Source organism: Nocardia sp. CC227C (genome assembly GCF_030767025.1).
Classification (GTDB): domain Bacteria; phylum Actinomycetota; class Actinomycetes; order Mycobacteriales; family Mycobacteriaceae; genus Nocardia.
Map to the genome: position 1 here is coordinate 25,918 of NZ_JASITE010000026.1, position 23,346 is coordinate 49,263.

General features: G+C 64.7%; 38 protein-coding genes and 11 tRNA genes. 1 reads left to right on the forward strand and 48 read right to left on the reverse strand.

Annotated elements, in window-relative coordinates; translation table 11 throughout:
* Nucleotides 1–9 precede the first annotated feature (9 nt).
* The 14 genes from QMO76_RS33070 to QMO76_RS33135 form a co-directional block, all read right to left on the reverse strand.
* Nucleotides 10–288: a hypothetical protein gene (locus QMO76_RS33070; protein WP_306365303.1), complete on the reverse strand. Its 279-nt coding sequence runs from the start codon at nucleotides 286–288 to the stop codon at nucleotides 10–12.
* 170 nt (nucleotides 289–458) lie between these two features.
* Nucleotides 459–845 (reverse strand): hypothetical protein, encoded by a 387-nt coding sequence (locus QMO76_RS33075; protein ID WP_306365304.1) that lies wholly within the window; start codon nucleotides 843–845, stop codon nucleotides 459–461.
* Between the two features lie 27 nt (nucleotides 846–872).
* Nucleotides 873–1,058 (reverse strand): hypothetical protein, encoded by a 186-nt coding sequence (locus tag QMO76_RS33080; protein ID WP_306365305.1) that lies wholly within the window; start codon nucleotides 1,056–1,058, stop codon nucleotides 873–875.
* 93 nt (nucleotides 1,059–1,151) lie between these two features.
* Nucleotides 1,152–2,060: an IPT/TIG domain-containing protein gene (locus QMO76_RS33085; RefSeq protein ID WP_306365306.1), complete on the reverse strand. Its 909-nt coding sequence runs from the start codon at nucleotides 2,058–2,060 to the stop codon at nucleotides 1,152–1,154.
* An 81-nt stretch (nucleotides 2,061–2,141) separates the two neighbouring features.
* Nucleotides 2,142–2,519, reverse strand: a complete 378-nt coding sequence (locus tag QMO76_RS33090) for a hypothetical protein (protein WP_306365307.1) — start codon at nucleotides 2,517–2,519, stop codon at nucleotides 2,142–2,144.
* The gene (locus tag QMO76_RS33095; protein ID WP_306365308.1) at nucleotides 2,519–2,815 is read right to left on the reverse strand and encodes a hypothetical protein; all 297 of its coding nucleotides are present in this window, start codon (nucleotides 2,813–2,815) and stop codon (nucleotides 2,519–2,521) included. Before QMO76_RS33095 ends, QMO76_RS33090 begins: the two co-directional genes overlap by 1 nt.
* On the reverse strand, nucleotides 2,796–3,170 hold the full coding sequence (locus tag QMO76_RS33100) for a hypothetical protein (protein WP_306365309.1): 375 nt from the start codon (nucleotides 3,168–3,170) through the stop codon (nucleotides 2,796–2,798). Before QMO76_RS33100 ends, QMO76_RS33095 begins: the two co-directional genes overlap by 20 nt.
* Nucleotides 3,164–3,580: a hypothetical protein gene (locus tag QMO76_RS33105; RefSeq protein WP_306365310.1), complete on the reverse strand. Its 417-nt coding sequence runs from the start codon at nucleotides 3,578–3,580 to the stop codon at nucleotides 3,164–3,166. Before QMO76_RS33105 ends, QMO76_RS33100 begins: the two co-directional genes overlap by 7 nt.
* A 6-nt stretch (nucleotides 3,581–3,586) precedes the next feature.
* On the reverse strand, nucleotides 3,587–3,817 hold the full coding sequence (locus QMO76_RS33110) for a hypothetical protein (RefSeq protein WP_306365311.1): 231 nt from the start codon (nucleotides 3,815–3,817) through the stop codon (nucleotides 3,587–3,589).
* A 74-nt stretch (nucleotides 3,818–3,891) separates the two neighbouring features.
* A complete protein-coding gene (locus QMO76_RS33115) occupies nucleotides 3,892–4,812 on the reverse strand; it encodes a P22 phage major capsid protein family protein (protein ID WP_306365312.1) in 921 nt (306 codons plus the stop codon).
* A gap of 22 nt (nucleotides 4,813–4,834) precedes the next feature.
* Nucleotides 4,835–5,593 (reverse strand): hypothetical protein, encoded by a 759-nt coding sequence (locus QMO76_RS33120; RefSeq protein ID WP_306365313.1) that lies wholly within the window; start codon nucleotides 5,591–5,593, stop codon nucleotides 4,835–4,837.
* A 175-nt stretch (nucleotides 5,594–5,768) separates the two neighbouring features.
* The gene (locus QMO76_RS33125) at nucleotides 5,769–6,053 is read right to left on the reverse strand and encodes a hypothetical protein (protein WP_306365314.1); all 285 of its coding nucleotides are present in this window, start codon (nucleotides 6,051–6,053) and stop codon (nucleotides 5,769–5,771) included.
* Nucleotides 6,050–7,897: a phage minor capsid protein gene (locus tag QMO76_RS33130; protein WP_306365315.1), complete on the reverse strand. Its 1,848-nt coding sequence runs from the start codon at nucleotides 7,895–7,897 to the stop codon at nucleotides 6,050–6,052. The genes QMO76_RS33125 and QMO76_RS33130 overlap by 4 nt, the downstream gene beginning before the upstream one ends.
* Nucleotides 7,887–9,467 (reverse strand): phage portal protein, encoded by a 1,581-nt coding sequence (locus tag QMO76_RS33135; protein WP_306365316.1) that lies wholly within the window; start codon nucleotides 9,465–9,467, stop codon nucleotides 7,887–7,889. Before QMO76_RS33135 ends, QMO76_RS33130 begins: the two co-directional genes overlap by 11 nt.
* A gap of 21 nt (nucleotides 9,468–9,488) precedes the next feature.
* Here QMO76_RS33135 and QMO76_RS33140 point away from each other — a divergent pair, with 21 nt between their 5' ends.
* A complete protein-coding gene (locus QMO76_RS33140) occupies nucleotides 9,489–10,379 on the forward strand; it encodes an HNH endonuclease (protein ID WP_306365317.1) in 891 nt (296 codons plus the stop codon).
* Here QMO76_RS33140 and QMO76_RS33145 read toward each other — a convergent pair.
* The 34 genes from QMO76_RS33145 to QMO76_RS33310 form a co-directional block, all read right to left on the reverse strand.
* Nucleotides 10,376–11,515: a hypothetical protein gene (locus QMO76_RS33145; protein WP_306365318.1), complete on the reverse strand. Its 1,140-nt coding sequence runs from the start codon at nucleotides 11,513–11,515 to the stop codon at nucleotides 10,376–10,378. The two genes, QMO76_RS33140 and QMO76_RS33145, sit on opposite strands and share 4 nt — an antisense overlap.
* On the reverse strand, nucleotides 11,512–11,781 hold the full coding sequence (locus QMO76_RS33150) for a hypothetical protein (protein ID WP_306365319.1): 270 nt from the start codon (nucleotides 11,779–11,781) through the stop codon (nucleotides 11,512–11,514). The genes QMO76_RS33145 and QMO76_RS33150 overlap by 4 nt, the downstream gene beginning before the upstream one ends.
* Before the next feature lie 69 nt (nucleotides 11,782–11,850).
* On the reverse strand, nucleotides 11,851–13,158 hold the full coding sequence (locus tag QMO76_RS33155; RefSeq protein ID WP_306365320.1) for a PBSX family phage terminase large subunit: 1,308 nt from the start codon (nucleotides 13,156–13,158) through the stop codon (nucleotides 11,851–11,853).
* Complete coding sequence (locus QMO76_RS33160; RefSeq protein WP_306365321.1) at nucleotides 13,155–13,634, reverse strand: sigma factor-like helix-turn-helix DNA-binding protein; 480 nt, start codon at nucleotides 13,632–13,634, stop codon at nucleotides 13,155–13,157. The genes QMO76_RS33155 and QMO76_RS33160 overlap by 4 nt, the downstream gene beginning before the upstream one ends.
* A 43-nt stretch (nucleotides 13,635–13,677) precedes the next feature.
* On the reverse strand, nucleotides 13,678–13,848 hold the full coding sequence (locus QMO76_RS33165; RefSeq protein ID WP_306365322.1) for a hypothetical protein: 171 nt from the start codon (nucleotides 13,846–13,848) through the stop codon (nucleotides 13,678–13,680).
* A gap of 25 nt (nucleotides 13,849–13,873) precedes the next feature.
* A complete protein-coding gene (locus QMO76_RS33170; RefSeq protein WP_306365323.1) occupies nucleotides 13,874–14,119 on the reverse strand; it encodes a hypothetical protein in 246 nt (81 codons plus the stop codon).
* Between the two features lie 11 nt (nucleotides 14,120–14,130).
* A complete protein-coding gene (locus QMO76_RS33175) occupies nucleotides 14,131–14,295 on the reverse strand; it encodes a hypothetical protein (protein WP_306365324.1) in 165 nt (54 codons plus the stop codon).
* A 24-nt stretch (nucleotides 14,296–14,319) separates the two neighbouring features.
* Nucleotides 14,320–14,589 (reverse strand): hypothetical protein, encoded by a 270-nt coding sequence (locus QMO76_RS33180; RefSeq protein ID WP_306365325.1) that lies wholly within the window; start codon nucleotides 14,587–14,589, stop codon nucleotides 14,320–14,322.
* Complete coding sequence (locus tag QMO76_RS33185) at nucleotides 14,573–14,824, reverse strand: glutaredoxin family protein (RefSeq protein ID WP_306365326.1); 252 nt, start codon at nucleotides 14,822–14,824, stop codon at nucleotides 14,573–14,575. Before QMO76_RS33185 ends, QMO76_RS33180 begins: the two co-directional genes overlap by 17 nt.
* On the reverse strand, nucleotides 14,821–15,798 hold the full coding sequence (locus QMO76_RS33190; protein ID WP_306365327.1) for a cutinase family protein: 978 nt from the start codon (nucleotides 15,796–15,798) through the stop codon (nucleotides 14,821–14,823). The genes QMO76_RS33185 and QMO76_RS33190 overlap by 4 nt, the downstream gene beginning before the upstream one ends.
* Nucleotides 15,799–16,110: 312 nt before the next feature.
* Nucleotides 16,111–16,665, reverse strand: coding sequence for a hypothetical protein (locus QMO76_RS33195; RefSeq protein ID WP_306365328.1), 555 nt, complete (start codon nucleotides 16,663–16,665; stop codon nucleotides 16,111–16,113).
* A complete protein-coding gene (locus QMO76_RS33200; protein WP_306365329.1) occupies nucleotides 16,646–16,867 on the reverse strand; it encodes a hypothetical protein in 222 nt (73 codons plus the stop codon). The genes QMO76_RS33195 and QMO76_RS33200 overlap by 20 nt, the downstream gene beginning before the upstream one ends.
* Complete coding sequence (locus tag QMO76_RS33205) at nucleotides 16,860–17,093, reverse strand: hypothetical protein (protein WP_306365330.1); 234 nt, start codon at nucleotides 17,091–17,093, stop codon at nucleotides 16,860–16,862. The genes QMO76_RS33200 and QMO76_RS33205 overlap by 8 nt, the downstream gene beginning before the upstream one ends.
* Nucleotides 17,094–17,139: 46 nt before the next feature.
* Complete coding sequence (locus tag QMO76_RS33210; RefSeq protein ID WP_306365331.1) at nucleotides 17,140–17,313, reverse strand: hypothetical protein; 174 nt, start codon at nucleotides 17,311–17,313, stop codon at nucleotides 17,140–17,142.
* An 18-nt stretch (nucleotides 17,314–17,331) separates the two neighbouring features.
* Entirely contained in the window at nucleotides 17,332–17,523 is a 192-nt protein-coding gene (locus QMO76_RS33215) for a hypothetical protein (RefSeq protein ID WP_306365332.1), read from the reverse strand.
* Between the two features lie 76 nt (nucleotides 17,524–17,599).
* Nucleotides 17,600–17,672, reverse strand: a tRNA-Ile gene (locus tag QMO76_RS33220).
* 192 nt (nucleotides 17,673–17,864) lie between these two features.
* A tRNA-Asp gene (locus QMO76_RS33225) sits at nucleotides 17,865–17,938 on the reverse strand.
* A gap of 4 nt (nucleotides 17,939–17,942) precedes the next feature.
* A tRNA-Asn gene (locus QMO76_RS33230) sits at nucleotides 17,943–18,015 on the reverse strand.
* A 1-nt stretch (nucleotide 18,016) separates the two neighbouring features.
* Nucleotides 18,017–18,093 (reverse strand) — tRNA-His (locus QMO76_RS33235).
* A 2-nt stretch (nucleotides 18,094–18,095) separates the two neighbouring features.
* Nucleotides 18,096–18,168 (reverse strand) — tRNA-Ile (locus tag QMO76_RS33240).
* 6 nt (nucleotides 18,169–18,174) lie between these two features.
* Nucleotides 18,175–18,246 (reverse strand) — tRNA-Lys (locus tag QMO76_RS33245).
* A 1-nt stretch (nucleotide 18,247) separates the two neighbouring features.
* Nucleotides 18,248–18,321: transfer RNA gene (locus tag QMO76_RS33250), tRNA-Lys, on the reverse strand.
* Nucleotides 18,322–18,325: 4 nt separating this feature from the next.
* A tRNA-Glu gene (locus QMO76_RS33255) sits at nucleotides 18,326–18,398 on the reverse strand.
* Nucleotides 18,399–18,402: 4 nt separating this feature from the next.
* Nucleotides 18,403–18,478: transfer RNA gene (locus QMO76_RS33260), tRNA-Glu, on the reverse strand.
* Between the two features lie 127 nt (nucleotides 18,479–18,605).
* Nucleotides 18,606–18,680, reverse strand: a tRNA-Met gene (locus QMO76_RS33265).
* 33 nt (nucleotides 18,681–18,713) lie between these two features.
* Nucleotides 18,714–18,785: transfer RNA gene (locus QMO76_RS33270), tRNA-Trp, on the reverse strand.
* Between the two features lie 833 nt (nucleotides 18,786–19,618).
* Nucleotides 19,619–19,888, reverse strand: coding sequence for a hypothetical protein (locus QMO76_RS33275; RefSeq protein ID WP_306365333.1), 270 nt, complete (start codon nucleotides 19,886–19,888; stop codon nucleotides 19,619–19,621).
* Entirely contained in the window at nucleotides 19,885–20,502 is a 618-nt protein-coding gene (locus QMO76_RS33280) for a hypothetical protein (protein ID WP_306365334.1), read from the reverse strand. The genes QMO76_RS33275 and QMO76_RS33280 overlap by 4 nt, the downstream gene beginning before the upstream one ends.
* The gene (locus QMO76_RS33285; RefSeq protein WP_306365335.1) at nucleotides 20,499–20,771 is read right to left on the reverse strand and encodes a hypothetical protein; all 273 of its coding nucleotides are present in this window, start codon (nucleotides 20,769–20,771) and stop codon (nucleotides 20,499–20,501) included. Before QMO76_RS33285 ends, QMO76_RS33280 begins: the two co-directional genes overlap by 4 nt.
* 9 nt (nucleotides 20,772–20,780) lie before the next feature.
* Nucleotides 20,781–21,536, reverse strand: a complete 756-nt coding sequence (locus QMO76_RS33290) for a metallophosphoesterase (RefSeq protein ID WP_306365336.1) — start codon at nucleotides 21,534–21,536, stop codon at nucleotides 20,781–20,783.
* Nucleotides 21,533–21,868 carry a hypothetical protein gene (locus tag QMO76_RS33295; protein WP_306365337.1) on the reverse strand — a complete coding sequence of 112 codons (336 nt, stop codon included), beginning with the start codon at nucleotides 21,866–21,868 and terminating at the stop codon, nucleotides 21,533–21,535. The genes QMO76_RS33290 and QMO76_RS33295 overlap by 4 nt, the downstream gene beginning before the upstream one ends.
* Complete coding sequence (locus tag QMO76_RS33300) at nucleotides 21,855–22,016, reverse strand: hypothetical protein (protein WP_306365338.1); 162 nt, start codon at nucleotides 22,014–22,016, stop codon at nucleotides 21,855–21,857. Before QMO76_RS33300 ends, QMO76_RS33295 begins: the two co-directional genes overlap by 14 nt.
* Complete coding sequence (locus QMO76_RS33305; RefSeq protein WP_306365339.1) at nucleotides 22,013–22,675, reverse strand: hypothetical protein; 663 nt, start codon at nucleotides 22,673–22,675, stop codon at nucleotides 22,013–22,015. Before QMO76_RS33305 ends, QMO76_RS33300 begins: the two co-directional genes overlap by 4 nt.
* Nucleotides 22,668–23,258: a 3'-5' exoribonuclease gene (locus QMO76_RS33310; RefSeq protein WP_306365340.1), complete on the reverse strand. Its 591-nt coding sequence runs from the start codon at nucleotides 23,256–23,258 to the stop codon at nucleotides 22,668–22,670. The genes QMO76_RS33305 and QMO76_RS33310 overlap by 8 nt, the downstream gene beginning before the upstream one ends.
* Nucleotides 23,259–23,346: the final 88 nt, after the last annotated feature.

The following is a 23,346-nucleotide window of genomic DNA, read 5'->3' on the forward strand; positions in this document are numbered from 1 at the left end:
ATTCAGATGTCACGGGGTGATGCCCAAGGTGCGGAGGGCTTCGAGGACGTTGCGGGTGTCTTGCAGGTCGCGGAACCGTTGTTCAGCGGTTTGCGGGCGCGGTTCGGGCGGGAACGGCGGCGGCAACTTGCCCGAGAGCGACGCGGGAATGACCCGCATCAGCTCCTTCAGCAAGTCGATCTGCCGCAACAGCAGCAGCACTTCCAGCGAGTAGCCTTCCGGCGACAACGGCGGATGCTGCTCGGGCAGCGGCTGTTTCGCGCGCTCGCGGCCGAGGTCTTCGTCCATCGCCAGCGCCGACTGATACTTCGAGTGCAGCTTCAGCTGAGCAAGGAACCGGTACAGCTGCGGCCACGGGTGGCGACCGCGGAAGAAGTCCAGCAGGTCCCACCCGTGGCCGTGCGTCCACAGGTCGGATTCGATTTCGGCCCCGTACTCCTCGATGAGGAGTACGAGGGCTACGCGCCCCCCGGCAGCGCGCCCGCTTCCTCACCGGGATCGGCGTCGAAGTGATCGCTGATGTCGCCGATGAACGGCAGCAGCACTTCCGCCGGTTCGTCTTTGATGACCGCCCACACGCGGTCGAAGGCGTCACCGAGGACAGTGCGCACCAAATCACGCATGCGAGTGGGATCGACCTCGCCCTTGCGGTCAACCAGCTCCAGCAGCGCGGTCAACCGTTCGATGCTGTCGGGGGCGGTGATCTCCACGGGCGGTTCGCAGCCGTCGAAAATGTAGGGGGCCTTGGGCTTGTGCTGGGCGCGTGCCTCGTCGCGCAGGGTGGCCCAACGCGACTTCTTCGGCGCTTCGACCTCGACGGGTGCGGTCTTCTTGGCGGCAGCCATGATGGTGGTCCTCCTGGCGGACGGGGGCTACTTGCTGGTGGGTTTCTTGTCGCCCAGTACGGGCCGGTCGACGGCCTTGGGGGCGGGCTTGGGCGCTGTCCGCGCGGGCGCGATCCGGTAGCCCTGGGCGCGCAGTTGCTCGCGTTCGGTCGCGGAGCCGGCGGTGTATTCGCGGCCGTCGGGGGCGACCATGCGGACGGGAGTGAATGCCATGAGGTCTCTCCTGGCCTGGCTGTGAACGAGGAAGTGGAGCCTGCCCCGCGCGCGGCCAGGAACACGCGCGGGGCGGCTGCTCAGGTACGCGGGTTAGGCGTAGGTGAGGTTGACCGGGGCCGAGGCGCCGGTCGCGTTGGTGACGACCACCGGGTAGGAGCCGGCCGACTGCGCGGACGACACCATCGTCAGAGTGGTGTCGGAGATGACGTTGAACGCCACCGAGCCACCGGCGATCGTGACATCGGTCGTGCCCGTGAAGTGCTGGCCGGAGATCTCGATGATTTCGCCACCGGCAATCGCCGCCGTAGCAGGATCGAACGAGGTGATGGTCGGGGCGGACGCGGTGGCGGTGAAGCCCATGTCGGCGAGCAACGCGCTGACGCCGGGGCCACAGATGACGTTCTTCAGCGAGTAGCCGAGGTCTTCGTCGATCTTCGCCGACCAGGTGAGGTTGTAGGACAGGCTGCCGTCCTGCGACCAGGTCTGTTCACCGACCTGGGTGACGGTGGCGCGCGGCAGAATCCGCAGAATCCAGATCTGGTCCGCGCCCGAGCCGTCGACCATGCCGAAAATGAGGCGGTGGTAGCGGGTTTCGGGGGCGGTCGGGTCGGCGTACTGGATCTCGGAGGTCGTCGGGTCCGCGGTGATCGCGGACAAGTCGATACCCGAGTACAGCTCGAGCGCGCGGCGGCGAGTCTCCAGCAGGGTCGTGGTGACGGTGACCTTGCGGGAGATGATGTCGGTGCGCGGGGGTTCGAGCGCACCCCAGGCTTCCACGTCGCTCGATTCGATTTCGGGCGAGAAGGACGGTGGGGCGTCCTTGGCGGTGAAGCCGAGCGAGTCGAAGCCGGTGAGGGCCTGGAATTCGGCGCTGACGCCGGAGGTGAACGCGGGAGGGATGGCGGCCGACATGTCGCCGATGAGCACGAAGCCCTTGTTCGGGCGGCGAATGAGCGACGGCTTCCAGTCCGCGACCTGGTCGAAAGTGACAGCAGGCATGTAGATGTCCTTGGTTCAGGCACACCCAGAGACCCGCTGCCAGCAATGGGCGGCGGGTGGTGTGCGAGAGGTGAAGAGGTGTTAGGCGCGTGGTCGGCGGTAGGACAGCCGGACCGTGGCGGTGACGCCGCGAGCGTCGCGTTGGACGGGCGGAATGTATTGGCCGCCGGTGCGTTCCTCGGCTGTGTCGATCAGGTAGCCGCCCGGTGCGGTGTTGCCTGCGGCGCGGATGCGTTCCTGCCCAGCGGTTTTCAACGTCTTGGATTCGGCACGCGTGTTGTGGACGTATTCGACGTCGATGACCGGGTTGTCGGTGACGCCGTCTTCGGTGCCGCCGACGCGGGTGACGTAGATGTAGGGCGGGTCGATCTCGTCGCTTTCGAACGTCACCACCGGGGCGATGTCCTCGAGCAGGGCGCGCATGACGTCGTCGAATTCGGGATACGGCGGCAGTGCCATCAGTCGCTCACGTCCTGGATGAAGTCGTGCATGACATGCTCAGCCTTGTTCCAGCGGGTGCCGTGTTCACGGAAGCGCGCGTAGTGGCCGGAGGCGTAGACGATGCCTTCCTGGACACCGCCCGCACCGGGCATGACGTCGGCTTCCACGTGGGTGGCGTTGAAACCGGTCCTCCACTTCGAGCGCAGCGCCCACCGGTCGGAGCCTTGTTCGGCGACTTCCTGCAAGAACTCGCGTAGCTCAGGGCTTTCGCGTAGAAGCCTGTCGAGGTCGTTGTCAGTTCCGTCGTATTCCACTGCCGCCGTCCTTCGCGATACGGAAGCGGACCCCGCTGCTCCAGCCAGTGAAGCTGTTCGGGGTGTCGCGGACTTGGCCGTCGATGACGAACTCGTTGCCGTTCGGCAGCCGAATCCGGTCGGAGGCAATGACATCCGAGCCAGCGGGGGCGGTCACCTGAGCGACCAACACCAGCAGTTCACCGCTGGTGTTGTCCTCGGAATCGGTCACCCACTTCAGGTCACACGGACCGATCTGATGCGTTGCTTCCGGCCCGATCGGATCGCCCTGCCAGTCCTTGGCGTTCGCCGCGCCGCGGCGCACCACGGTCAACATCGTGCCCTGCGGGTAGCTGGGCGGCTGATAGTTCACCATGTGCGTGGCCTCGTGGAGGCGAGCCCTGCGTTGCGGAGGATGAGCAGCGCCGACGACGACAGCGTCTTGAGCGAGGCGTCGATTTCCTGAGCGCTGGGCGCGTCCGCGTAGGTGACCGAGCCGCCGTCGGCGGTTTGGGTCTTGATCGCGACTTCACGCCCGACAGTGCCTGCGACGGGGTCGATGCCGGCGAGGTGCCATTGCGCGGCCTGCGCGCACGTGGCGTCTCGCATCGCGTGAGCGATGTCCAGGTCTACTGGGAGCCCTGCCGGGTCGGTGTCGTAGAGGTCGCAGCGGGTCGCGGAGCGCACGAGCTGGGACGCGAATTTGATGAGATGGGTGGCCGCGGCCGTGGTGGGGAGGTCGGTGAGCCAGTCAGCCAGATCATCCGGGACGGCGTAGACCAGCACTGCTCATCACTCCTTGCGGGTGCGCGGGCGACGAGCCGCCTTGGTCGCGGGCTTAGCTTCCGGCTCCGGCTCGGGTTCCGGCTCGCTCGTAGCCGCTAGGTGCACGTGTTCGTGCGGTTCCGGCTGAGGCACTTCGGATTCGGGAATCTCGGTCCAGTACGCCCACTCCAAGAGGTCTGGGCGCGGGGTCTCGGAGGCGATCACCCAGTCCGAATGCAGGTACTTGTAATAGTGCACGTGTCTCCGAAAGTGGTTGAAGCACTACCGGTATCCGGCAGCCAGTGAACGGCTGCCGAATACCGGTGCAGTGACTACGGGGCCAGAGCGCCGCGCAGCAGGACGCCGCGGTCAGCGTCGAGGGTCTTGGTGCCGTACAGGATGTCCAGAGACATGACCTCGGCCTTTTCCTGCATGTCGTACTGCTTGACCAGACGCAGCGACAGGCCCTTGTAGGACACGACGGTCGCCCAGGTGTTGTCGGTGGGCAGTGCCAGAGTCGCCGACGCGAACGCGACAGCGGTCTTGTGGAAGGCCAAACCGACCTCGGTGGTGGGCTGGCCCGAGGCCGGGCTGCCCGCGGGCTGGACGATGTTCTGGGTCATGAACGTTTCGAAGCCGAAGATGTCGCGGCCCAGCGAGCCCTTGCGCAGCGCCTCGGTGGAGCCGGACTTGTCGGCATGCTTCAGCATGTCGGTGTTCAGCCACGGCGCGCGAGTGCTGGGGCCGATGACCGCCGACCGCTCCGACGCCGGAACATTCTGGATGTTCAGCTGGCGGTCGGCCTCGATCAGCACCTCCGGTTTGTTCCACTCGTACCCGGTCTGTGTGCCCGCGACCTGGGTGAAGTCAGTCTTCGCCTGCGCGATAATCGACCGGTCGACGGCCTGAGCGATAGCTTCCGCCGCCGGGGTCAGGAACTGGCTGTCGAAGTCCTCCAGGTGCAGAGTCAGATCCTCTGCGGTGACCTGGAACGACACGTCCTTGTGAGTGTCGAGGGTGACCGGGATACCGGTCTCGGAGGCGTTCTGGATGGTGATGCCGGGGTTCTGGCGATCGAAATCCTGCGCGGTGAACGTCGCGGGCTGCCGGATGGTGACGGTGGCACCGACCTTCTGTCCGCGCCATTCCTGGCTGACGTCGGTGTAGACCAACGGCACCATGCACAGCTTTTCGTACAGGTTCGCCAGCGCCTGCTTGGCGATGACATCGGGGGTGAGAAGAGTGTTTGCCATGTGGGCGTGCTCCTAGTGAGCGTCAGATGCGTTCGCGCTCGCGCTTTGCGCGCATCTCGGCACGAATGTCATCGATCGACTTGGCGGCGTTCGGCTTAGGGGCCGCGTTGCCGCCGGTGAGGTCACCGCCGCTACGAGGTGCCGACACCCGGTCGGCGATCTTCTTCAGCTTTGGATTGGATTCGACTGCCGCAGAAACGATTTGCTCCACCTGGGAGGCGAAATCGTCGGCAGACGGGTCGAGGTTCTTGAGCGCCCCAGTACCGGCGAGGTAGGGGGCGAGGATGCTGGTGTCGCCGTCGCATTTGTCGGCGGCCACGTTGAGCGCTTTCTCGATGCGCAGCGCACGAAGCTCCTGGGCCGCGGCATCACGTTCGGAAGCCAGCTGAGTTTCCCGGTCCTGCGCTTGCTTCAGCAGCTCAGCCGGGTCAGGAGGGGTGTCATCCTGGATCAAACCGAGCGCTCGGCCGATCTGCTCGGACAGCTCCCGCTGCGCCTTCTCCGCTGCTTCCTTCGCTGCCTGTTCGGCGGCTTCTTTGCCTTTGACTCGGGCGGCGGCGGCTTCGTCGCGCAGTTTCTTGACGTACTTTTCGTCGTACGTCTTCTCGGCTGGCTTGTCAGATTCCTTGGTGGAATCGGTGTCGCCGGAGGTTTTTTCGGTTTCGGTGACCTGTACATCGCCACCGATATCCGTGGCTCCGTTCGATTCCGGCTGCGCGGGAGCAGTGGTTTCGACGGCGGGTTCAGTTGTGGTTTCCTGGGGTGTGCCTTCGTCGGGCATGAATGTGCCTCCTGGACACGGAGAAACACCCGTCGGCGACCTGGCCAGACGAGGTGTTGATATGACGAGACCCCCAGGGCCACGGGGCCAGAACTGGGGGTTTATGAATCCGCTTGCGCGGAAGTATCAGTTATTCAGTCCGTCCGACAGGGTCGGACCCTTGTAGGTAGGGCTGTTAGGGCTGTTCCCGGTCGGGAAAGAACTGCGACACGTAGGCGATCGCATCTTCTTCGGTCGGCGGATGCTCACGATCGTGGACCTGCTCGGCAAACCGTGCCCGAGCGCGGTCGATCAGCGCAGCCTTCTCTGCCGGGGCCGCGTCCGCGAGTTCGAAGAGAAGATCTTCCACCTCGGAGGTCAGGCCGCTGTCGGAGTGGGGCGGCTCGCCCTGTAGCGCCGCGGCGAGCATGGCGTCGAAGATGGCGCGCAGCCGGTCGAGGCTGGGTTGGGACCGTCTCACCGTCCGCCTCCTGGTGTCGACATCCGCAGCAGCAGTTGATGCAGGACCTTAGCGGGTTCGGATGCTCGGTCACCACCGATCTCGACTTCCGCGAACGCGTTCGCGAGCGCCTCCGCGGGGTTGAGCTTGCCGAACGGGCCGTCCTCGAAGCTGTACAAGCTCAGGCGTGCCCGCCATTGCAGGTATCGCAGCATCCGCTGCGCGTCACGCTCCCCCGGTTCGAGAGGGTTGCGGGGGTGCCAGTAGTCGACGAGTGTCTGTTCGGCGACCTCGCGGGCGTGGCGTTTGCCCGCGTGTTCGATGGCATGACCGAACTCGTGCACGATCGCCGCATAGTAGGGGCGCGCCGCGAAGACTTTCGGATGTTTGCCCGACGCGATACTGCCGGCCCATGCCTCACGCATCCGTTCGGCGTCGGTCGCGTAGATGACGTTGAGCCAGATAGCCTTCGCGTACTCATGTCCGTCGCTGCGGCGACGTGCCCCCTTGGTGACGGCATACACGTCCGCGGGGTCGTCATCGGGTGCCAGGAATTCGGTGATGTCGCGAATGCCGACAGTGCGGAGGTCGATGTCGGGGTACTTGGCGAGCATGTCATGGAGGGCGCGGCCGTACTCTCGAGCGGCTTCGAGGTCGACGCCGGGAAGGTCGAATCCGACCGTGTTGAGCCCGTAACGACTGCTCAGGATGTCCGCGACTTCCTGAGGGCTGGTGGCAGCGTCGAACGGGGACGGCGGAATCGGCGCCGGTTGCTTCGGCTGATCGGGTGGTTGACCAGAACCGCGGTCGCCGCCGGCCATGAAACTGAGCTGGCTGCGATCGGAGTCACTGTCGTGCCGGCGTGCGGTGGCGGCGACGAGTTCGCGGCGTGCTGTGCGCTGCGCCGTGGTCGACGGTGCTACGGCGGCGACCCGTTCTTGGGCGCGCACGCGCCGTTCGCGGGCGCGGCGCCGTTGGCTGTCTCGGTAGCCCTCGCGGTCGGGCACGCTGTCGGCTGGTGGGAGCGGGGAATCCGGGGTCCACACGGAGACGACGTGGCGGCAGCCGTGATGCCACAGTCCGTCGCGGCGGGAGTCGGCGATCGAGGCAAACACCCGCACGGCGACTTCCTGCCCGACTCTGTTTGTCGCCGTATAGGTTCCACGCGTCTGCCCGGTGATCGACAGCACCCTACCTTCGAACGGCGTACACAGCACGCACGCTTGCGGGACGTCGGAGACGACGACCAAGTCGTGGCCTTGCGCGGCGAGCGTCTGGGTGTATGCCTCGACTTCGGCGTAGGTGACCGATGCCCGGATCGCGGTCTCCACATACGACGTCAGCGAATAGTGGCGGCCCGACGCGCTCACATACCCGGTGACACCTCGCGCAGCGTCACCGCTGAGTGATCGTTGGATCGCCGCGGCGCGTTCAGCGTCGGTGAACGCGGGGTCGCGAGCAGCGTCGACGGCACGACGAAACGCCTCTTCAGCCCAGCGGGCGATCCGCGGGTGCGTCGCAGCGACACGTGCGTACACGTCGTCGGCGATGTCACGTGCCCGCCCGGAATCCGCGTCTCTCGCGTCGATATGGAGGTCGGTGAGCGCGTTCGCGTGCCCATACTCCCATGCTTGGGAGACTGCGTCGTCGACCAAGGGGCGGGCGTCGCGAGTGAGCGACTCGATGACCTTCGCGATACCGCGGCGTAGGCGCAGCAGCCGCGCGAGCATCTTGACCAGCCAGTAGGCGCCAGGGATGGGCGCGAGGATGCGGGCGAGCCACTTCAGCACCGATTGCTCGGCTGCTTCGTAGCGGGCGACGACCGGGCGGGCGAGCTGGTCACCGAAGGTGGGTTTAAGCGGCATCCTTCAGCCCCACGGGCGCATCGGATCCGCTGTTGCCGAATTCGTCGGGGATGTCGTCGATCCGGTTCTCGTCTAGGATGCGGGCCACTTCCTCGTCGACCTCGGGGTTGGACCAGTTCGGGTGGTACATCCGGACGGCGGTTTCCACCGACAGCGCCTGCGCCGCTCGCAGGTTCGCGATCGCCGTGGACAAGGCGACTGGGTCTTGGTCCACACGGATCGGGAAGTCCATTTCCGGGTCGGCGGTCACTCCGAAGTCGGGTCCACCGAACACGACATGGTCGAGCTCGAGCATCGTGCGGGCCAGCGGCTGGGCGCTTGCCTGCCAGTACAGGACCTTCCGGTTCCTGGTCTGATTGGACTTGTCCTTACGCGCCGACACCTCGGTCGCGGTCATCGTCACCGCATCCGAATCGTCGAAGTCCGCAGCGGAATATCCGCAGGCGCGCAGGATCTGCTTGAGGAGCTTCTCGCAGGTCTTGGCGTGTTCCTCGACGCGGATCGCGAACTGTTGCGGCTGCACCAGTCGAGCACCGTGCTCGTCGGTCATGCCCATGCTGTCCGACGGCACAGGCGTGAAGATGGCCTGTTCCGGGTCGAAAGACGCACCCTTACCGGGGCCTTGGTCCTCGAGAAGTTCTTGTGCAACGAACAGGCGGGCCTTCGCGAGATCGAGATCGCGCATCCACGACGACCACGCCTCATCGAGCGAGTCGAACAGCGGCTCCACGCCCTCGAAATCGCTGCGCCCCAACGCCGACAACTGCGGCACATTGCGCCACTTACGGGCAGGCCGCACATTCGGCACATACGCCGCCGTCAACCCGTCGACACCGGTCTCGACAGAGGAGTTCTCGTCCACCAACTCCGCAGCCCATGCCGTGGCGTCGAGACTATCCAACGGCATACGCCGCCCGATCGATCCCTCATCGCCCAGGTAAAGGGCGTGCTCGATGAAACTCGGTTCGTGATGCTCCAGGTGCCGCCACACGCCTTGCTTGTCTTCGGCGACGATCGTCCAGAACGTGACCGCAGACAGCCGCCCATACCGCCACTGCGGGATAGCGCAGTCCGGGCTGACCGGGGACAGCATCACCTTGTCGGCGGCTTCTTTGTCCCACCACAGGCGCAGGAAGACCCCGCCCAGCGCGGCTTGGATTTCGGCGGCTTCCAGGAACGCGGCAACGCTGTCGGCGTCGTCGAGCAGTTCGTTCAGCCGCTGCTGCGCACCGTCTACGTCGCGGGCGTCACCTTCGGTGAGCAGCCAGGTCGGCGGCTGCCCGAACAGCAGATCCGCTGATGTGGTGGCGATGTCTGCGGGCGCGGGAACGTGCAGGCGTTTGGTGTCCTGGAAGACCGGGCGGCCCCACCACAGGCGGCTGAGCATGCCGACGATCCCGCCCCGTAACTGCGAGGAACGGGGAGTGGGGAGCTGGTAGCGGCTACCGCTGTAGATCGATTGCAGGGCGGCGGTGTCGCCGGACCACCAGGCGCTGTAGGTGGCGAAGTCGTCGTAGGCGACATCATGTGGCTTGGGTGGCCATTCGCCCCTGTACTCGGGCAGCGGCACGTTCGACTCCTTGGGAGATTGATGAACCCGAGCCCGTCGCTCGACAGGATCGAGCACCGACACCGCTACCATTCCCATGGACATCCAGCCGAGATAGGGGAAAGCGTGGCCAACGGCGAGTTCAGTTCAGCGACAAAGGCTCTCGTCGCGGCAAGAGCTGGCTACATGTGCACGAATCCGGACTGCAACAGGCTCGTTGTGGGGCCGGAGGTCACCGGCCTCCTCGACGAGACGGAGGAGTACCTGTCCACCAACATCGGCGAATTCGCCCATATCAGTGGACGCAGGCTGAATTCGGCTCGCTATGACGAAACCTTGACCGACGAGCAACGCGCGAGCCCCGACAATGCGCTACTCCTGTGCCGGGTCTGCCACAAGCTCATCGACAGCAATGGCGGGCCGGGCTATTCTGCCGAACTCTTGAGATCCTGGAAGACGGCACACACCCGGCAGGTCCGCGAACTTCTTACCAGCCGACGCAAGTCGGTATTGACGAAGCTCCTGTCGCAAACACAGAACGCTGATGTCGTCCAGCACGTGTTCGAGCTACTGGCGAATAAGCGTTCACTCCACGAGTACCCCGACCTTGAAACGTGGTGGCAGGTCAGGAAGGCGTTCGGGCAGCTTCGTGACGAGGTGACTGCCTCGTTGAAGGACGTCCAGGACGATGATCGCCTGAAGCAGGAGCTTCGTCGAATCACGAGCGCTGCTCGGAAGTTCATGGCAGAGGTCCAGGTCGAGGACTTCCGCGCACCAGAGACTGAGCCTGCCGAGGCAGAGGTTCTACTGGCGATCACGCGAACGAAGATCATGAAGACGGTGGCGATGCTCTCCGAGCGATACGAGATCCCGGTTCCGCCGGAGTTGCAGAGCCAGGTCTGGAAGCTGACGGCCTCGCGGTCGTATGGCTAAACCAGGCTCATCGCGGAGATTTCGCCCGTGCGGGTGAGGTAAACCAGGCCGCCGCGTTTCGCTTCGGCGCCGGTGAGGTCTCGGTAGTAGTTGCTGCCGCCGTCGAAGGTCGGTGAGCAGATACGAGTGCGGGTCTTCGCGGTTTCGACCGCCCACGAATGGAAGTGCCCGTGCGCGAGGATGTGCGAGCCCGCCGGATTCTGTTGATGGAACGCTTGATCCGACCACCAGGTGAACGCGTGGGAGTGTTTAGCGGTAGCGCCGCCCTTCCACTGGTGGCCGTGGGCGATGGTGAAGACGGTGTCGCCGCGGGCGACGGTCATGAACCCTTGCTCAGGGTCGGGCACTTCGACGCGGACGTGCCCGAACGCGGCCTCGTTCATTTTCAACGCGTCGGCGACGCTGATGGCGCATTCGGTGGCCCACCCGTCGCCGGGGTTGGTGTTCTGGAAACGCTGCGCCTGGTCGTGGTTGCCGTTGACGACCGACAGCCACATTCGGTCGGTGAGGGGCGCGAACTGTTCGATGGTGTGCAGCATCAGGCGGCGCAGGATGCGGGTTTGGGTGGTGACGCCGTATTCGGTGCGCCACCAGTTGCGACCGTCCTGGGACTGGTTGCCTTCGATGCAGTCACCGGGGAACAAGACGTGTACGCCCGCAACGCCGCGGATCTGGAGGACCCGATACTCGCGGACTGCGCGGTCGACGGTGTCGAGGAACTTGTCGATGATCGTGTCGGTGCCGCCGTTGTCGACCTTGGCGATCTGGAGGTCCGAGCATTGGAGGTTGAACACGTGCGGACCGGCAGCCGCGGCCGGCTGATGTGCCTGCCAGGTGTCGATGCGCGCGAGAAGGTCGTCGGTGTTCGCTTCGGCGCGGCGGGGCGCGATCCGGAACCTGTACGCCGCCAACCAGCGCTCATCGTAGGTCTGCCACCGACTGACCCGCGGGTTCCCGACGATTTGCACCTCATCCGGGTCGTACCCGAATTGCCGCAGCAGCTCGGTGTAGGAGGCAGGGGGCTCGTCGAGTGGGCCGGTTTGTACGTAGCCGGCGGTGCCGTCGAACTCGGTGCGCGGCTGGTATTCGGCCTCGGTTGCGGTCGGCTGCTGTGCGAGGTCGTCAGCGAGGCTCACGCGGCGGACTCCAAGCTGGAGGGTGCGGCAGCACCGTAGCAGGAGCAGCGGTGACGGCAGTGCAGCCGGAAGCGGGTCTCGGCTGCGGGGCAGCCGTTACGGATCGCGGCACGATGCAGGATGGCGATCGGCTTGCCGGCGCCCACATAAGCGTCGAACGCGGCACGATCCTCACTGCTGAGGGTTTGCAGCCACAGCGCTGTCTTGCAGGGTCGGGCTGCGTTGTCGTCCTGTTCAGCGTGAATAAGGTCTTCGGCGAGGGACATACGATCGTCTCCTAGATCATTGTGCCTAGTAACTATCGTATTGCTGGTGGTCAAAGACGATTCAGCTGATCATGCCGCGACCAGATCCGCTTTCGATGTTCCGGCGAGTTTTATGCGGCGTCGCCACTTCCGTTCGGTCGTGGTGATGCTGTAGCGGAGGCTGTCGCAGGAGTGGTCGTTGAGCTTGATCGGCTGGTCTTTGCCCTCTTCGGTGGCTTTGGTGTCCCACACGTAGCCGGGGATCTCTCTCAACAAGGTCGTGCACCGGTCGGCGATCTTGAGTTTGTCGACGCTGAAAAGCGCTGATACCGTGCGGATTCCGTAGAGCACGTCGTTCATGGCCGGGACAGTGCTGAGTCCGTCCTGCTTCAGTTGGACGCGGTAGTCGGCGGCGGCCGGGTCGACGGCGACGGGACAGGTCACACGTGGCGGGTTGCTGGGGTCTTCGCTGGGGTGGTGCGGGCCAGCCAGCCACTCACGCAGCCCCTCCGAGAGTTGCACGTTGGTGCGGCGGGCTTCCCGATTCGATGGCTCGTACCGCCATTCGTCGACCGCGTACAGCACGTTGTCGACACCGAGCCCCAGCATTGTCGCCGCGGTCGGGTTGGTGGTGCCGTGGTCGACGCCGACACCGATGTACCACTGCATCTCCGGCAGATCCGCCCACGGAACGACGTGACGGGACTGGTCGAAGCAGTCGTAGACGGCGCCGTCGGCGGCGACCCATTGACCCAGGATGTTGCGGAGGTAAAACAGGCCCTGGTTTTCAGCCTTCAGCGACGCGACATAATCCGGATGTAGTGACGGGTTGTCGTCCAGGGTGAAGTCCCAGGCACCCAACCGCATGTCGGCCTCGCCCGCGCGGTCGATGAAGTTGACCTTCAGATAGTGCTGCGGGTTGTCCGGGTTCGTCGTCGCTAGACAGCGGGCGCCGGGAACAGACAGGCGGGCGAGGAGCTGGTTCCAGAAATTTTCCGGCAGCAGCGTCGCTTCGTCGACGAGCGCCAAGCAAGCAGTGAGGCCGCGGAGTTTGCCTTCCGCGCGAACGTCGGAGGCACCGATCAAGTGGACGGTGCGGCCGAAGATGACGGCGATGTTGGAGCCGCGGGTGTGGTGGACTTCGCGCGCCCAGGGACCGAACACGGCCTCGTCCTGCATGGGTTCGAGGATGTTTCTCTCGATGGTTTGCAGGGTGCGTCCGCAGATCAGAATGAGCCCGGTGTTGGGTGCTTCGACCACGGCCACATAGAAGGCAAGGATCGAGGCGATGGTCTTGCCGGAGCGGACGGCGCCGGACCAGATGCTGATGCGGTGTCGGCTGGATTCGACGATGGAGGCGATCTGCTTGCGCGAGAGCGGGAGCGCGTCGAGGTTCACTCGTCGTCGCCTGCGTCCGCGCTGGCTTCGTCGACGTCGTAGGCTTTCTCGAGAAGGTCGAAGAATCGGCCGACCATCGACGAGGTCTCCGTCGACACAGTGCCTCTGGCATCGGCGATGGCCTTGAGTTCGGCGGCCTTATAGGTGCCGGTGAGTTTCGCGCGCTGGTCCATGATCGCCAACGCCCGGTCGATTTTCCATTCCGCGCCCCGCTCACCTGAGACGATGTCGGGCCAGATCGCGGCGAGCATCGCGTCGAGGCGCTGGAGTTCGAGTTCTAGGTACTCCTCGGCCTTTTCGCGGGTGACGTCGGCGAGCGCGTCTTGGATGTAGCTGGAGATGGTGGACTTGTGCAGGCCCATGATCTCTGCGATTTCGTACTGTTTCTTGCCGGCGAGGCGTAGTTCGAGGGCGCGTTTGCGGCGCTGTTGAACCTCGAGCGATTCTTCGACGGGCTTGGATTTCTTGCGTGCCATTGGGCGGAACCTCCATACACGGCGGCTCCTGGCCGGTCCGCGATCAGGTGGTGATGGGGTCGGCTGCCACCTGGGCGAGCCGATTGAGAGGGACGACGCGTGCCCCGCTGCCGGTGAGCGGCAGAATCAGCGCCCGGCCTTGCCGGATCGCGGCGATTCGGTATGGGGTCTCGGTGCCTGGGCGGGTGACGATGTCGCCGACCGTGAGGGCCATGGCCTGACCTCCGATAGTGCGGGGGTTATGTGCGGGCGAGGCTGGTCGCTAGGCGCGCGATCCAGGTGAACGGGTCGAGGTTGGCGGGCAGGTCGTTGGTGAGGTGCCGTGCGGTGATCTCGATGGCGGCGCGCGTGAGGACCGGATGGTGTTCCATCGCTTTGTCGACGCCCTCCGACAGCAGTTCGCCTTCGGGGGCAACGACCTCCGCGACAACGACCGCGGCACCGACGAACAGCCACAGATGCCACGCTTTGATGCGGGATCGCATGGGGGGACTCGTTATTCGTCGCTGTCGTCGCCGTCGACAACCATGACGTGCTCCACCATTCCCGTGTTGGTCATAGCCGACCACATCGCGGCAGCGACATCCGACGGAGACACCTGCACCGGTTCGGGGGTCTCGATGGCGATCTCGAATACCCAGAGTTTCAGTCGAAATTTCATGTGTCACTCCAGGTCGAGCGCCGATCAGTCCTCGTCGGCGAGTTGTTGCTTCAGGCGGGTGAGGCGTTGCAGCAGTAACCCCATCTGGACATGGACGGGCACCCTGTCGTCGCGGGAGAACGCGCCCACCGAAGTCCAGGTGTCGCCGTCGTTGTCGATGCCGCGGCGTGTGGCGACGATCGTGTAGTCGAGCAGCAAGCCGGGGTCAGGGTCGTCGTCGTAGGCGCGCCATACCGCGTCGATCGCTTCGGTGAGGGCATTGTCGGCCGCGATTTGCTCAGGCGTCCGCGACATGCTGTGCGGCCCATTCGAGCTTGTCGGGCGAGAATCCGCCCCAGTGCACGTCGCCGACAACGACGACCGGTGCTGTCTTGTAGCCCAGTTCGAGCATCTGTTCACGTGCCTGGTCGTCTTCGGTGACATCCACCTTCTTGTATGCCGTGCCGAGAAGTTCGAGTTTCTTGATGGTTGCCTTGCACGGCTGACAGTTGGGGCGCGAGTAGACGGTGATCTCTGGTGTCGAGGTCAAGGCAGGCGAATCCCCAGGTCGGGCAGTGGTGGGAGGATAATCTCGGGCAGCGGCGGCGGAACGTACGCCAACGCCTCGGGCGGGATGTACTGCTCCAGCTCGTCGGGCACATACGCGGCGACAGGTGTCGGCACGTACGGGCCGGGGTCGAGGGCAGCGACGGCGTTGTCGAAGTCTTGGAGAGATGGCAGCGGGCCGGGCGTCCACTCCGGCAGCGGCAACGTCTGTTCGATCGGTGGTAGACCGGTCGGGGTGTGCTCGGGCAGCGCGGGATTCGGCGACGGTGTTTCCACGAGATGCTGGCCGGGCGCCAAGCCGTTGGCTTCGCCGGGCGCGTACCCGTGCCAGCCGGTCAGGTAGCCCTGCACCGCGAGCACGAAGTGAACAGGGTCCACCCACGGGGCGGGAGCGTCACACACGACGTCGTATTCGTGGCACACGCTGACCGTGTTCGGGCCGAGTTCGCGTTCGCCGGGCGAGGAGATGCCTGGGATGATGCCGGGCAGGGCGTCGTAGATGCCACCTTCGGCGCGCGGGTCACCGTAGAGGATGGTGTGATCGGCCTGGTCCTGGATGTTGCCGGCGACTTCGGCACCGAGAGAATGCCCGAGGACGGTCACGTGCCCGGTCGGGCATTCGGCGCGGTAGGCGGCGATCTTCGCTGTCGCTGCGGTCTGGCCGTCGCGGACGCTTTCGTCCTTGGTGTAAGGGCCGGTCGGCCAGATGGAGGACGGGTAGTCGAGCGATTCGGTGCGGTAGCCGTCGCCGTAGGCGGCGAGGTGGTCACCGAGCATGGTCGGCTGGGCGGTTTGTTCGGCGGCGCGCTGTCCGGTGCCGCCGATGCCGAGAACGTAAGGGCGGCAATCTGGTTCAGCGGATGCTACGGGTGTGGCGGCGGGGAAGCCGAGCGGGCCGAGGTAGACGACACCGATAGCGGAGACGGTGAGTGCGCCTGCACGGAGACGACGGGACATGGGGGCCTCCTGGCAGGCCGAACTAATAGGGGGAAATTTGTGAGCCCGCCGCGCGCCCGGGAGGTAGCGAGGGCCGGGGCGCGGCGGGCTGGGGTCGCGGCGCACACGAGGGCTGCTGCGCGACCGGACGCCACCTAGATGCCCTCTGACCCGCGTGAGATCGGGCGGCCCCTGGTGCGAATGGGGCACGAGGGTGGTGGCGAAACTTGTGCGGTAGGTGTTCTCTGGGCAGCACCGCCACTACCACTTGCGTTACCTCGAATATCGAGGTCGCACTACGCGATACGCGCAGTTAAGACTGGACTTGATGCGCTACATCGGTGCCCACACAAGCTTCATCTGCTTGCCGTCTGGTGTGTTCTCGACCGTGTAGGACCCGAGGCTGTAGTTGACCCGTGCCGGTCCGTCGTCCTCGGTCAGCATGTAGGTGCCCGGGTCGTCCGCCTTGAGCAGCTGTCCTGCGAGATAGTCGGTGCACGGGACGGACTCGAATGGGTTCTCGCGGGCGGAGAGCGTCGCCACCATCGTGCTGTCGGTGAGATCCCATACCGACCAGCGCTTCTCGCGCGTATCGTCGTCGTAGGGTTCATGTTCGTGGCGGATGACCACCGAGCGCGCGAACACGGTCAAGGTGACGAGCACCGGTGAACCGGAGCCGATTTCGATCTCGTGGAACTTCGGTGGATGGTCCTTCGGCATCAGGACGGGCTTGCCGTTGATGCGGACTTCGCGCGGGATCACGATTCCGTTCGCGCCGTCACGGCTTTCGTTCTGTGTGGGCTCGATGATCTCGATGTCAGCGCAGTCGGGAAGGTCCCTGGGCAATTCGTTCTCCCTGGCTTGGTGGTCAAGATTTGCGTGTACCACCGCCTGGCCAGCGGCCGAACACCATGCGGTAGTAGCGGGCAGCGAGCCCTGACGCTTCGCGTAGCGACATGTGTTGCAGCAGCAGTGTTTGCAGAGTCCGGAAGGGATGCTCGGAGTTGGCCCATTTGGCGAGACCTTCGCCTTTGGTCCAGTACTCGTTGAGTTCTCGACTCGCGCCGGTCTTTCCGTCGGGGTCAACCAAGGCTGTACACCCCCTCATCCGGAAGGTCGCCGACCTCGGGTTCGTCGTTGAGGTGACAGCGGCATTCGAGCCCGCCTTTGGGACAGCCACGCGCCTCGTCCTCGGGACGGTTCTCGTACTCGTCGGCCCAGTCACGCAACGATCGCTTCTCGCGCGCGCGTACCGCCCGATGCGGATCAGGGTGGCAGCATCCGTACCGGCAGTTCGAGCGAACCATCATCGCCATACGCACCGCCATTTACATCGCAAATAGAAACCCGCAGGTCAGGGCGTCACTTGTTGGGCACTTCCGGATGCATCGCAAAGAATAGTGCCGCAGTGGCGTCCTCGTAGACGGGCCACAGCGCTGCGTCCACCGCGTCGGCGAAAGACGGCATGCCGAGACATGCGCTGAGACGGTCAGCGACGGCCCGAACCTCTGCCGAGAAGGATTCCGGACGGATCAACGGGATACTCCTCGGTGGCTATGTCAGCACGGTCGGTTCGCCGATCACGCCGCCGCCCTCGTCACGTCGCCCCCAGAACAGTTCCGGGGAGCCATCCGCGTTGAGGAACAGAATCCAGGAGGTGCCGTCGTCGCGGATGCCCTCGATCAGCCCGGACCAGTCCTTCGTGATGGACGAATGCTCGTAGCGTTCAATGTTGATGTTGCGCATGGATGCTCCTGAAAAGTGGTGCCGGAACATCCATCCGGACGAGTTAAGCCCGAAGCCGAAGGCAACGGGCGGGTTGTCGGTCCAGCAGGATTTGAACCTGCGGCCTCTGCCTTATCAGGGCAGCGCTCTCACCGCTGAGCTACAGACCGAAAGCCCCGCCGATTTGAGGAAGCTGGTGCTCGAGCCTTGGCGGGGGTCGCTCCACGGAAGAAATGTGCGCACATTTCCGCTTCGCCGCTTGGTATGGGGTGGCGGCCCGGTCTAGTCACTCCACTGGGTACTTCCGGGCGTGCCCGGTTTCCTGACCCTGCGACCGCTCTTACCTAGTGCAAGACCCATCGTCGACCCGACGGGAGTCGAACCCGCATCTTCCGCCGTGACAGGGCGGTGCTCTAGCCGATTAAGCTACGGATCGTTTGCTGGCTCGGCAGGGTTCGAACCTGCGCTCCCCCGCTTAACAGGCGGGTGCTCTGCCGACTGAGCTACGAGCCATTGGGGTGATCGACGGGTCTTGAACCCGTTTCCTCCGGGATCACAACCCGGTGCCTCGACCGCTTCGGCTTCGACCACAGTGCCTTCAGGAAGAATCGAACTTCCGACCCCCGCCTTATCAGGGCGGTGCTCTCACCACTGAGCTACAAAGGCATCTCGTGCCCTCGGCTGGGATTGAACCAGCGACCTACCGCTTAAGAGGCGGCAGCTCTCCCACTGAGCTACGAAGGCGTGCCCCCGGTCCGGCTCGAACGGACGACCCGCCGCTTAAAAGGCGGCTGCTGCTGCCAACTGAGCTACGGAGGCTTCGTGACCTCGGTGGGAATCGAACCCACGTCGCCCTGAGTGAGAGTCAGGGTGCCGAACCAGCACAGCACGAAGTCGCAGTGACGTAGATCGGAGTCGAACCGACGAGGGTCCTGATTGAAAGTCAGGCTGCCCATACCGACAGAGCAACTACGCCATCGTCCGGCTGGATGGAATCGAACCACCTGTGCCCGAGGGCGGGAGGGTTACAGCCTCCGTGCACACCATGTGCTCAACCGGATTATCCGGCCCGCTCCCACGCGCGAGTTCGGGCCAAACGATCGATGCGGTGGTCGGATTTGAACCGACGTCATTCCAGCTTATGAGGCTGGCGTGCGACCGAACTGCACTACACCGCAACGACGCAGCCGACATGCGCCGGACTGCGCTCGCACGGGCGGAGAGAATCGAACTCCCGACACGCGGTTTTGGAGACCGCTGCTCTGCCACTGAGCTACGCCCATTCGGTTCCGCCGTGCGGCGAAACGCTGCGGAAGACAGAGGACTCGAACCCCATGCCCAAACGAGCACGAACGCGCTAGCAACGCGGCTCGACCTCCATGGCCGATTTGTCTTCCACTGAAGAACGGCCCTGGACTCGAAGAGCGGAACCGTTCATAGCGCGGAAAGCTGAGGAGTCGAACCCCCGGGACTCAATGCCCGCCTCCGGCTTTCGAAACCGGCTGGCCTCCACAGGCCGGAACCTTCCATCACCGCCGCCGTTTCAGCGTGCGGTGCAACTAGATTCGCAGGAGCGCTGAAGTGCTGCAACTGATTTTCCGACGTGCGGTTACGCGAATCCCGGCTCGCCAACCGTCCGGGTGGCTGCCGGGTCACTTCCGCAACCTAGGGGTTGCGGCGAAGCTGAGGGTGGGGAGTTTCCTAGGCTCCGACCGGGGCACGGGCCGTAAGGCATGTAGTTCCCGGTGCTGCGATTTGCCCGCTGAGGCATCGGTTTCCGGCCGCTGAGCCTTCCCGTACCAGCCACTTGGCCGTCAGGTTCCCGACATCGCACACATTCGCGGCCCGACCACGCAGGTAGCCGCTCACTCTGTCACCACCAGCACAGCTAGCTAGGCTGTGCTTTGCTCCCCGTCCGCGAGTCGAACGCGGTTCCTGCCGATTACGCGGCTGCTCTGCCGTTGAGCTAGCGGGGATACCGTTATGAAGTTGTGGGGAGAGTGCCGGAGGCGTTTCTTACCTTGGGCATGAGGCTCCGCTGAAAAAAGTAGCAAAACCGCTGGTCGCATCTCGCCGTCGATTATAACGATTTGATCTCGTTCGATCCTGCGGGTTATTAAGCGCCACACTCCCCGGTGAATCCGCCGTACACCGAGCCTTCTTGGCCGGGTTCGTTGCTGCGGGTGCATTCGTGGTCGTGGTAGGCGGCGCGCGGGCACCGTTTGTTGCCGCAGTCCGGGCACACGATGAACGGCATGAAGCGCAACTCGCTCGCGTCCGGGTCGAGGGCCGCGACTGCCCGCCGCCATTCCTCATGGCAGTAGTGGCAGCCGCATGTGTCGATCGGGAAGCGCGAAAACAGGACGTACACAACTTTGGCCTTCACGCCGCCGTCTTCCATCCGTAGCTGCCGAGAGCACCAGCGATGTCGGGTGGCTGCCATCCGTCGGGTTTGATGATCTTGCCGTCGTCGCGTCGAATCACCTTGCCGTCCACCAGTTTCGCGAGGTTCGAGGTTTGAACCGCTTCCCACACCGACTTCATCGGTAGGTGCAGCAACGCCCCCAACGCCGCGGTCGCGCTGATCAGCACGTCGAGGTAGGCGGTCGTGAGCCGAAGATTGCGATCGTCGACAGCCGCGGCGAGACGGTTGCGGTAGAGGTCGAAGCGACGCGGCCACGAGTTCGGCGCTTCGCGGTCGTAGGTGTCCCACGACGGCGAAAAGATCACGTCCCGCAGGACGGATGTCTCGCCTTCCAGCTGACGCGCGACACCGACCCGGAGGGCAAGGCCGGCGGTCACGTAGAGGACGTCGGCGATGCCATCGGCGGTGGCGATCATGTCGCGGGCTTCGAGCGCTCCCCGGAGTTCGTCGACTTCTTCGCTGATGAGCCGCAATGCCAGTGCAAGTTCTTCGTCGCTGGGCCAGCCGGGTTCGTCGCGCAGGGCAACACCGCAGGCGCGGTTGAAGGAGGCGACGTCGCTGAAGATTGTGGTCATGCCGCGATTCCTTCGTCCGCGTGTCCGCGCGTGTACGCTCTCGCCCGCGACACCTTGTCGTGCAGGTCTTCGAGCAGCATGTAGGTGGAGAGCCAATCCCGGGCGTCGTAGGCGACCTGGACTTGCTGCCCGAGCGCCTGGATTTCGTGCATGACGACAGCGATGTCGGTGTCGGTGGGATGCCGCCACAGCCGATGTTCTTCCATCTGGTCGGCGGTCACGGGTCCGTCGATGGACAGCAGCTGCCCGCATTCAGTGCATGTCGGCAAGGGAGCCTCCTACAGGTCGGTGAGGTCGACGAGGGTGGTGTTGTCGCTGACTGGTGCGGAGTCGTCGGCGAGGATGTCGACGACGGTCCGGTAGTGGCCGCGGTCCAGTTCCGCGGTGAGGCGGCAGTGGTAGTGGCCGGCGAACAGCCTTCGGGGCATGGTCTGGTCGACGACCCGGCGCAGGAGTTCGCGATGCCGTTCGGCGGTGTCGATCTCTTGCTGGGGGAAGCCGAGTGGGTTGCCTTCGATGCAGGGGATGCGCACGCCCGCGGGCACGTCGTGGCAGAGCATCACATCAATACGTCCGTCGTCGGACGCTTTTTGTGCTTGAGCGATGCTGATGGTTTCGCCGGGCCACCATTCGCGACCTGGTGTGCGCCAGGGCCGGTCGACGGAGTGGGCGCCACCGAGCGCCAGGAACCGCACACCTGACCATTCCCACCGGTATGTGCGGGGTAGGTAGAAGATGTTGGGGCGCAGCGGGATCGCAGTGCAGCCGTGTTCGGCGACAAGGTCGCGGAGTCGATCATGATGGTCATGGTTGCCGTCGACCCAGCCGAGCATGAGGCCGGTCTTCTTCAGCTCCGTCTGGACGGCTTTGAAGAAGTTCGGTCGCATGTCGAACGCGAAGTCGCCGACATGCAGGATCGCTTGTGCGCCTTCTTCAGCGGCGTAGCGGATCGCGCGGCGCGCATGGTGCTGGTTCGCGTGCCAATCGCCGACGAACGCGAGCCGTTCGGGATTGAGCCCGTCCCAGTCGGTCATCGTTCGAGCCTTCCGTGAGCACGGACAGCCTTCCAGCGCATCCAGATCGGGTCGCTGACGTATGGATCGCAGCCTGGTTCGGCGCGGTCGCGGTGCTCCCAGAGCGCGATGACGACTATGTGGAGCCCGGCCGGGAGGACGAGCGTCTTCCGGTGGTACTCGTCGCCGCCAAACCATGGGAACAGGTAGTAGCGCCATCGCCCGCGGCTTGGCATGCCCATGTAGTCGATCCAGATTCGGCCACGGATCGACCGTTGGATTGACCGCCAGCTGGTCACAGCTTCGACCATGCGGCGACCGACCAAGGCGCGAACGCGATCACCGGGATTCATCAGACGGCTCACTCTCGATCACGTCGATTTCGAAGGCGTCGGCCCAGTCGTCGAAGGCGTTGACGCCCGCCATGTACGCGATCCTCAACAGCTCTTTCAGCGCCCTACCTGTCATCGTGTAATCCTCGTCGTCATCGATGTAGCTCACGCCGCCTCCTGCTGGGTAGCGGTGATGGGTGGTGCGCCGATCAGTCGCCCGAGTAGCGCGAACTGTGCTGGGGGCCAGCTGGTTTCGCAGGCTATGCACCAGGCAGCGGTTTGGGTCGCTTGCAGTACGTACCGGCGTACCAGCTCCCCCGCTCCCCCGTCGACGAGCATGGTGGTTTCTCCGCAGGCGGGGCAGGCGGCACGTAGTTCGTAGGTGTGGGCAATTTCGGTGGGCAGGAGCGTGCGGGCTCGTTCGACCCATGCGTCGATTTCGCGAGTCATCGTCCGCAGCAGGGCGACATCTTCCGGCCGCCACGGGTGATCCGACAGCGCGTACAGGCGCCGCACGGTGACGGGTTGGCTTGCTGGTTCCGCGGGCGTGGCGGGCCACCAGGTGGCGGTGCGCATGTCGATGCGGACTTGCAGGGACAGTGCATCGGTCCAACCCGGTACCGAAGATGCGGGCGCCGATCGGACGAAAGTATCGCCGTTGTCCTCACCATGCCGCGCCTCGAGCAGTTCGGTGTAGAGGCTTTCGCGGACGATCGCTTCGGGGCCGTCGTCTCGTTGGATGGTGTCGGGGCGCAGGCCGACGAGTGCGTGGACGGCGTCGGTGAGGGCAGCGTGCGCGCCGTGTACTAGTTCAACGACTTCACCCATGCGATGTCGCCTTCAGCAGCGCTTTGAGCACCCGCATGGTGTGGCGGGCGTCTTCCAGAGCGTTGTGGATGCCTTCGGTTTGTTCGGGTGGTGTGAATTCCTCCGGAGCCTTCTCCAGGGCCTGCTGAAGCTCGTTGGTGAACATCGGCAGCCCCTTGGGCAGACGGATCATGCGGCCCCACAGCTGTGCGAGGACAACATGGTCGTATGCGCCGTAGTCGGCCCACAGCGACGGCGTGCCCTCGGCGAGGAGGAATTCACGCACCTCGTTGGCTATCACCCATTTCGGCTTCACCAGCACCGAGGACGTATCGAGCACGCCAGGTGCGGTCAGGCGCACCCCGTGCTTGCTGTCGCCCTGGCCGGTGTACTGAAGCCTGGACTTGTGGCCTCTCAGCGGAAGCTGCGACCACACGTTCTGCAACAGCCAGGGATCTGCTTTGATCCGGTCAACTGGCATATCGGAGTTCACCGCGTAGTACTCGCGGCCGGTGTCGGAGACGATGCCGATGGAGATCAGCTCGATCGTCCGGCCGTCCTCGAGGAATTCGGTGTCGTAGGCATAGATCGTGCGGTCACTCATCGGGGGTAGCTCCGTGGTCGTGTTCTTCCCGGATGCAGCGTGTTTGGCGGTCGAAGACGCATTCGTCTGGCCGCAACACGGCGGGGAA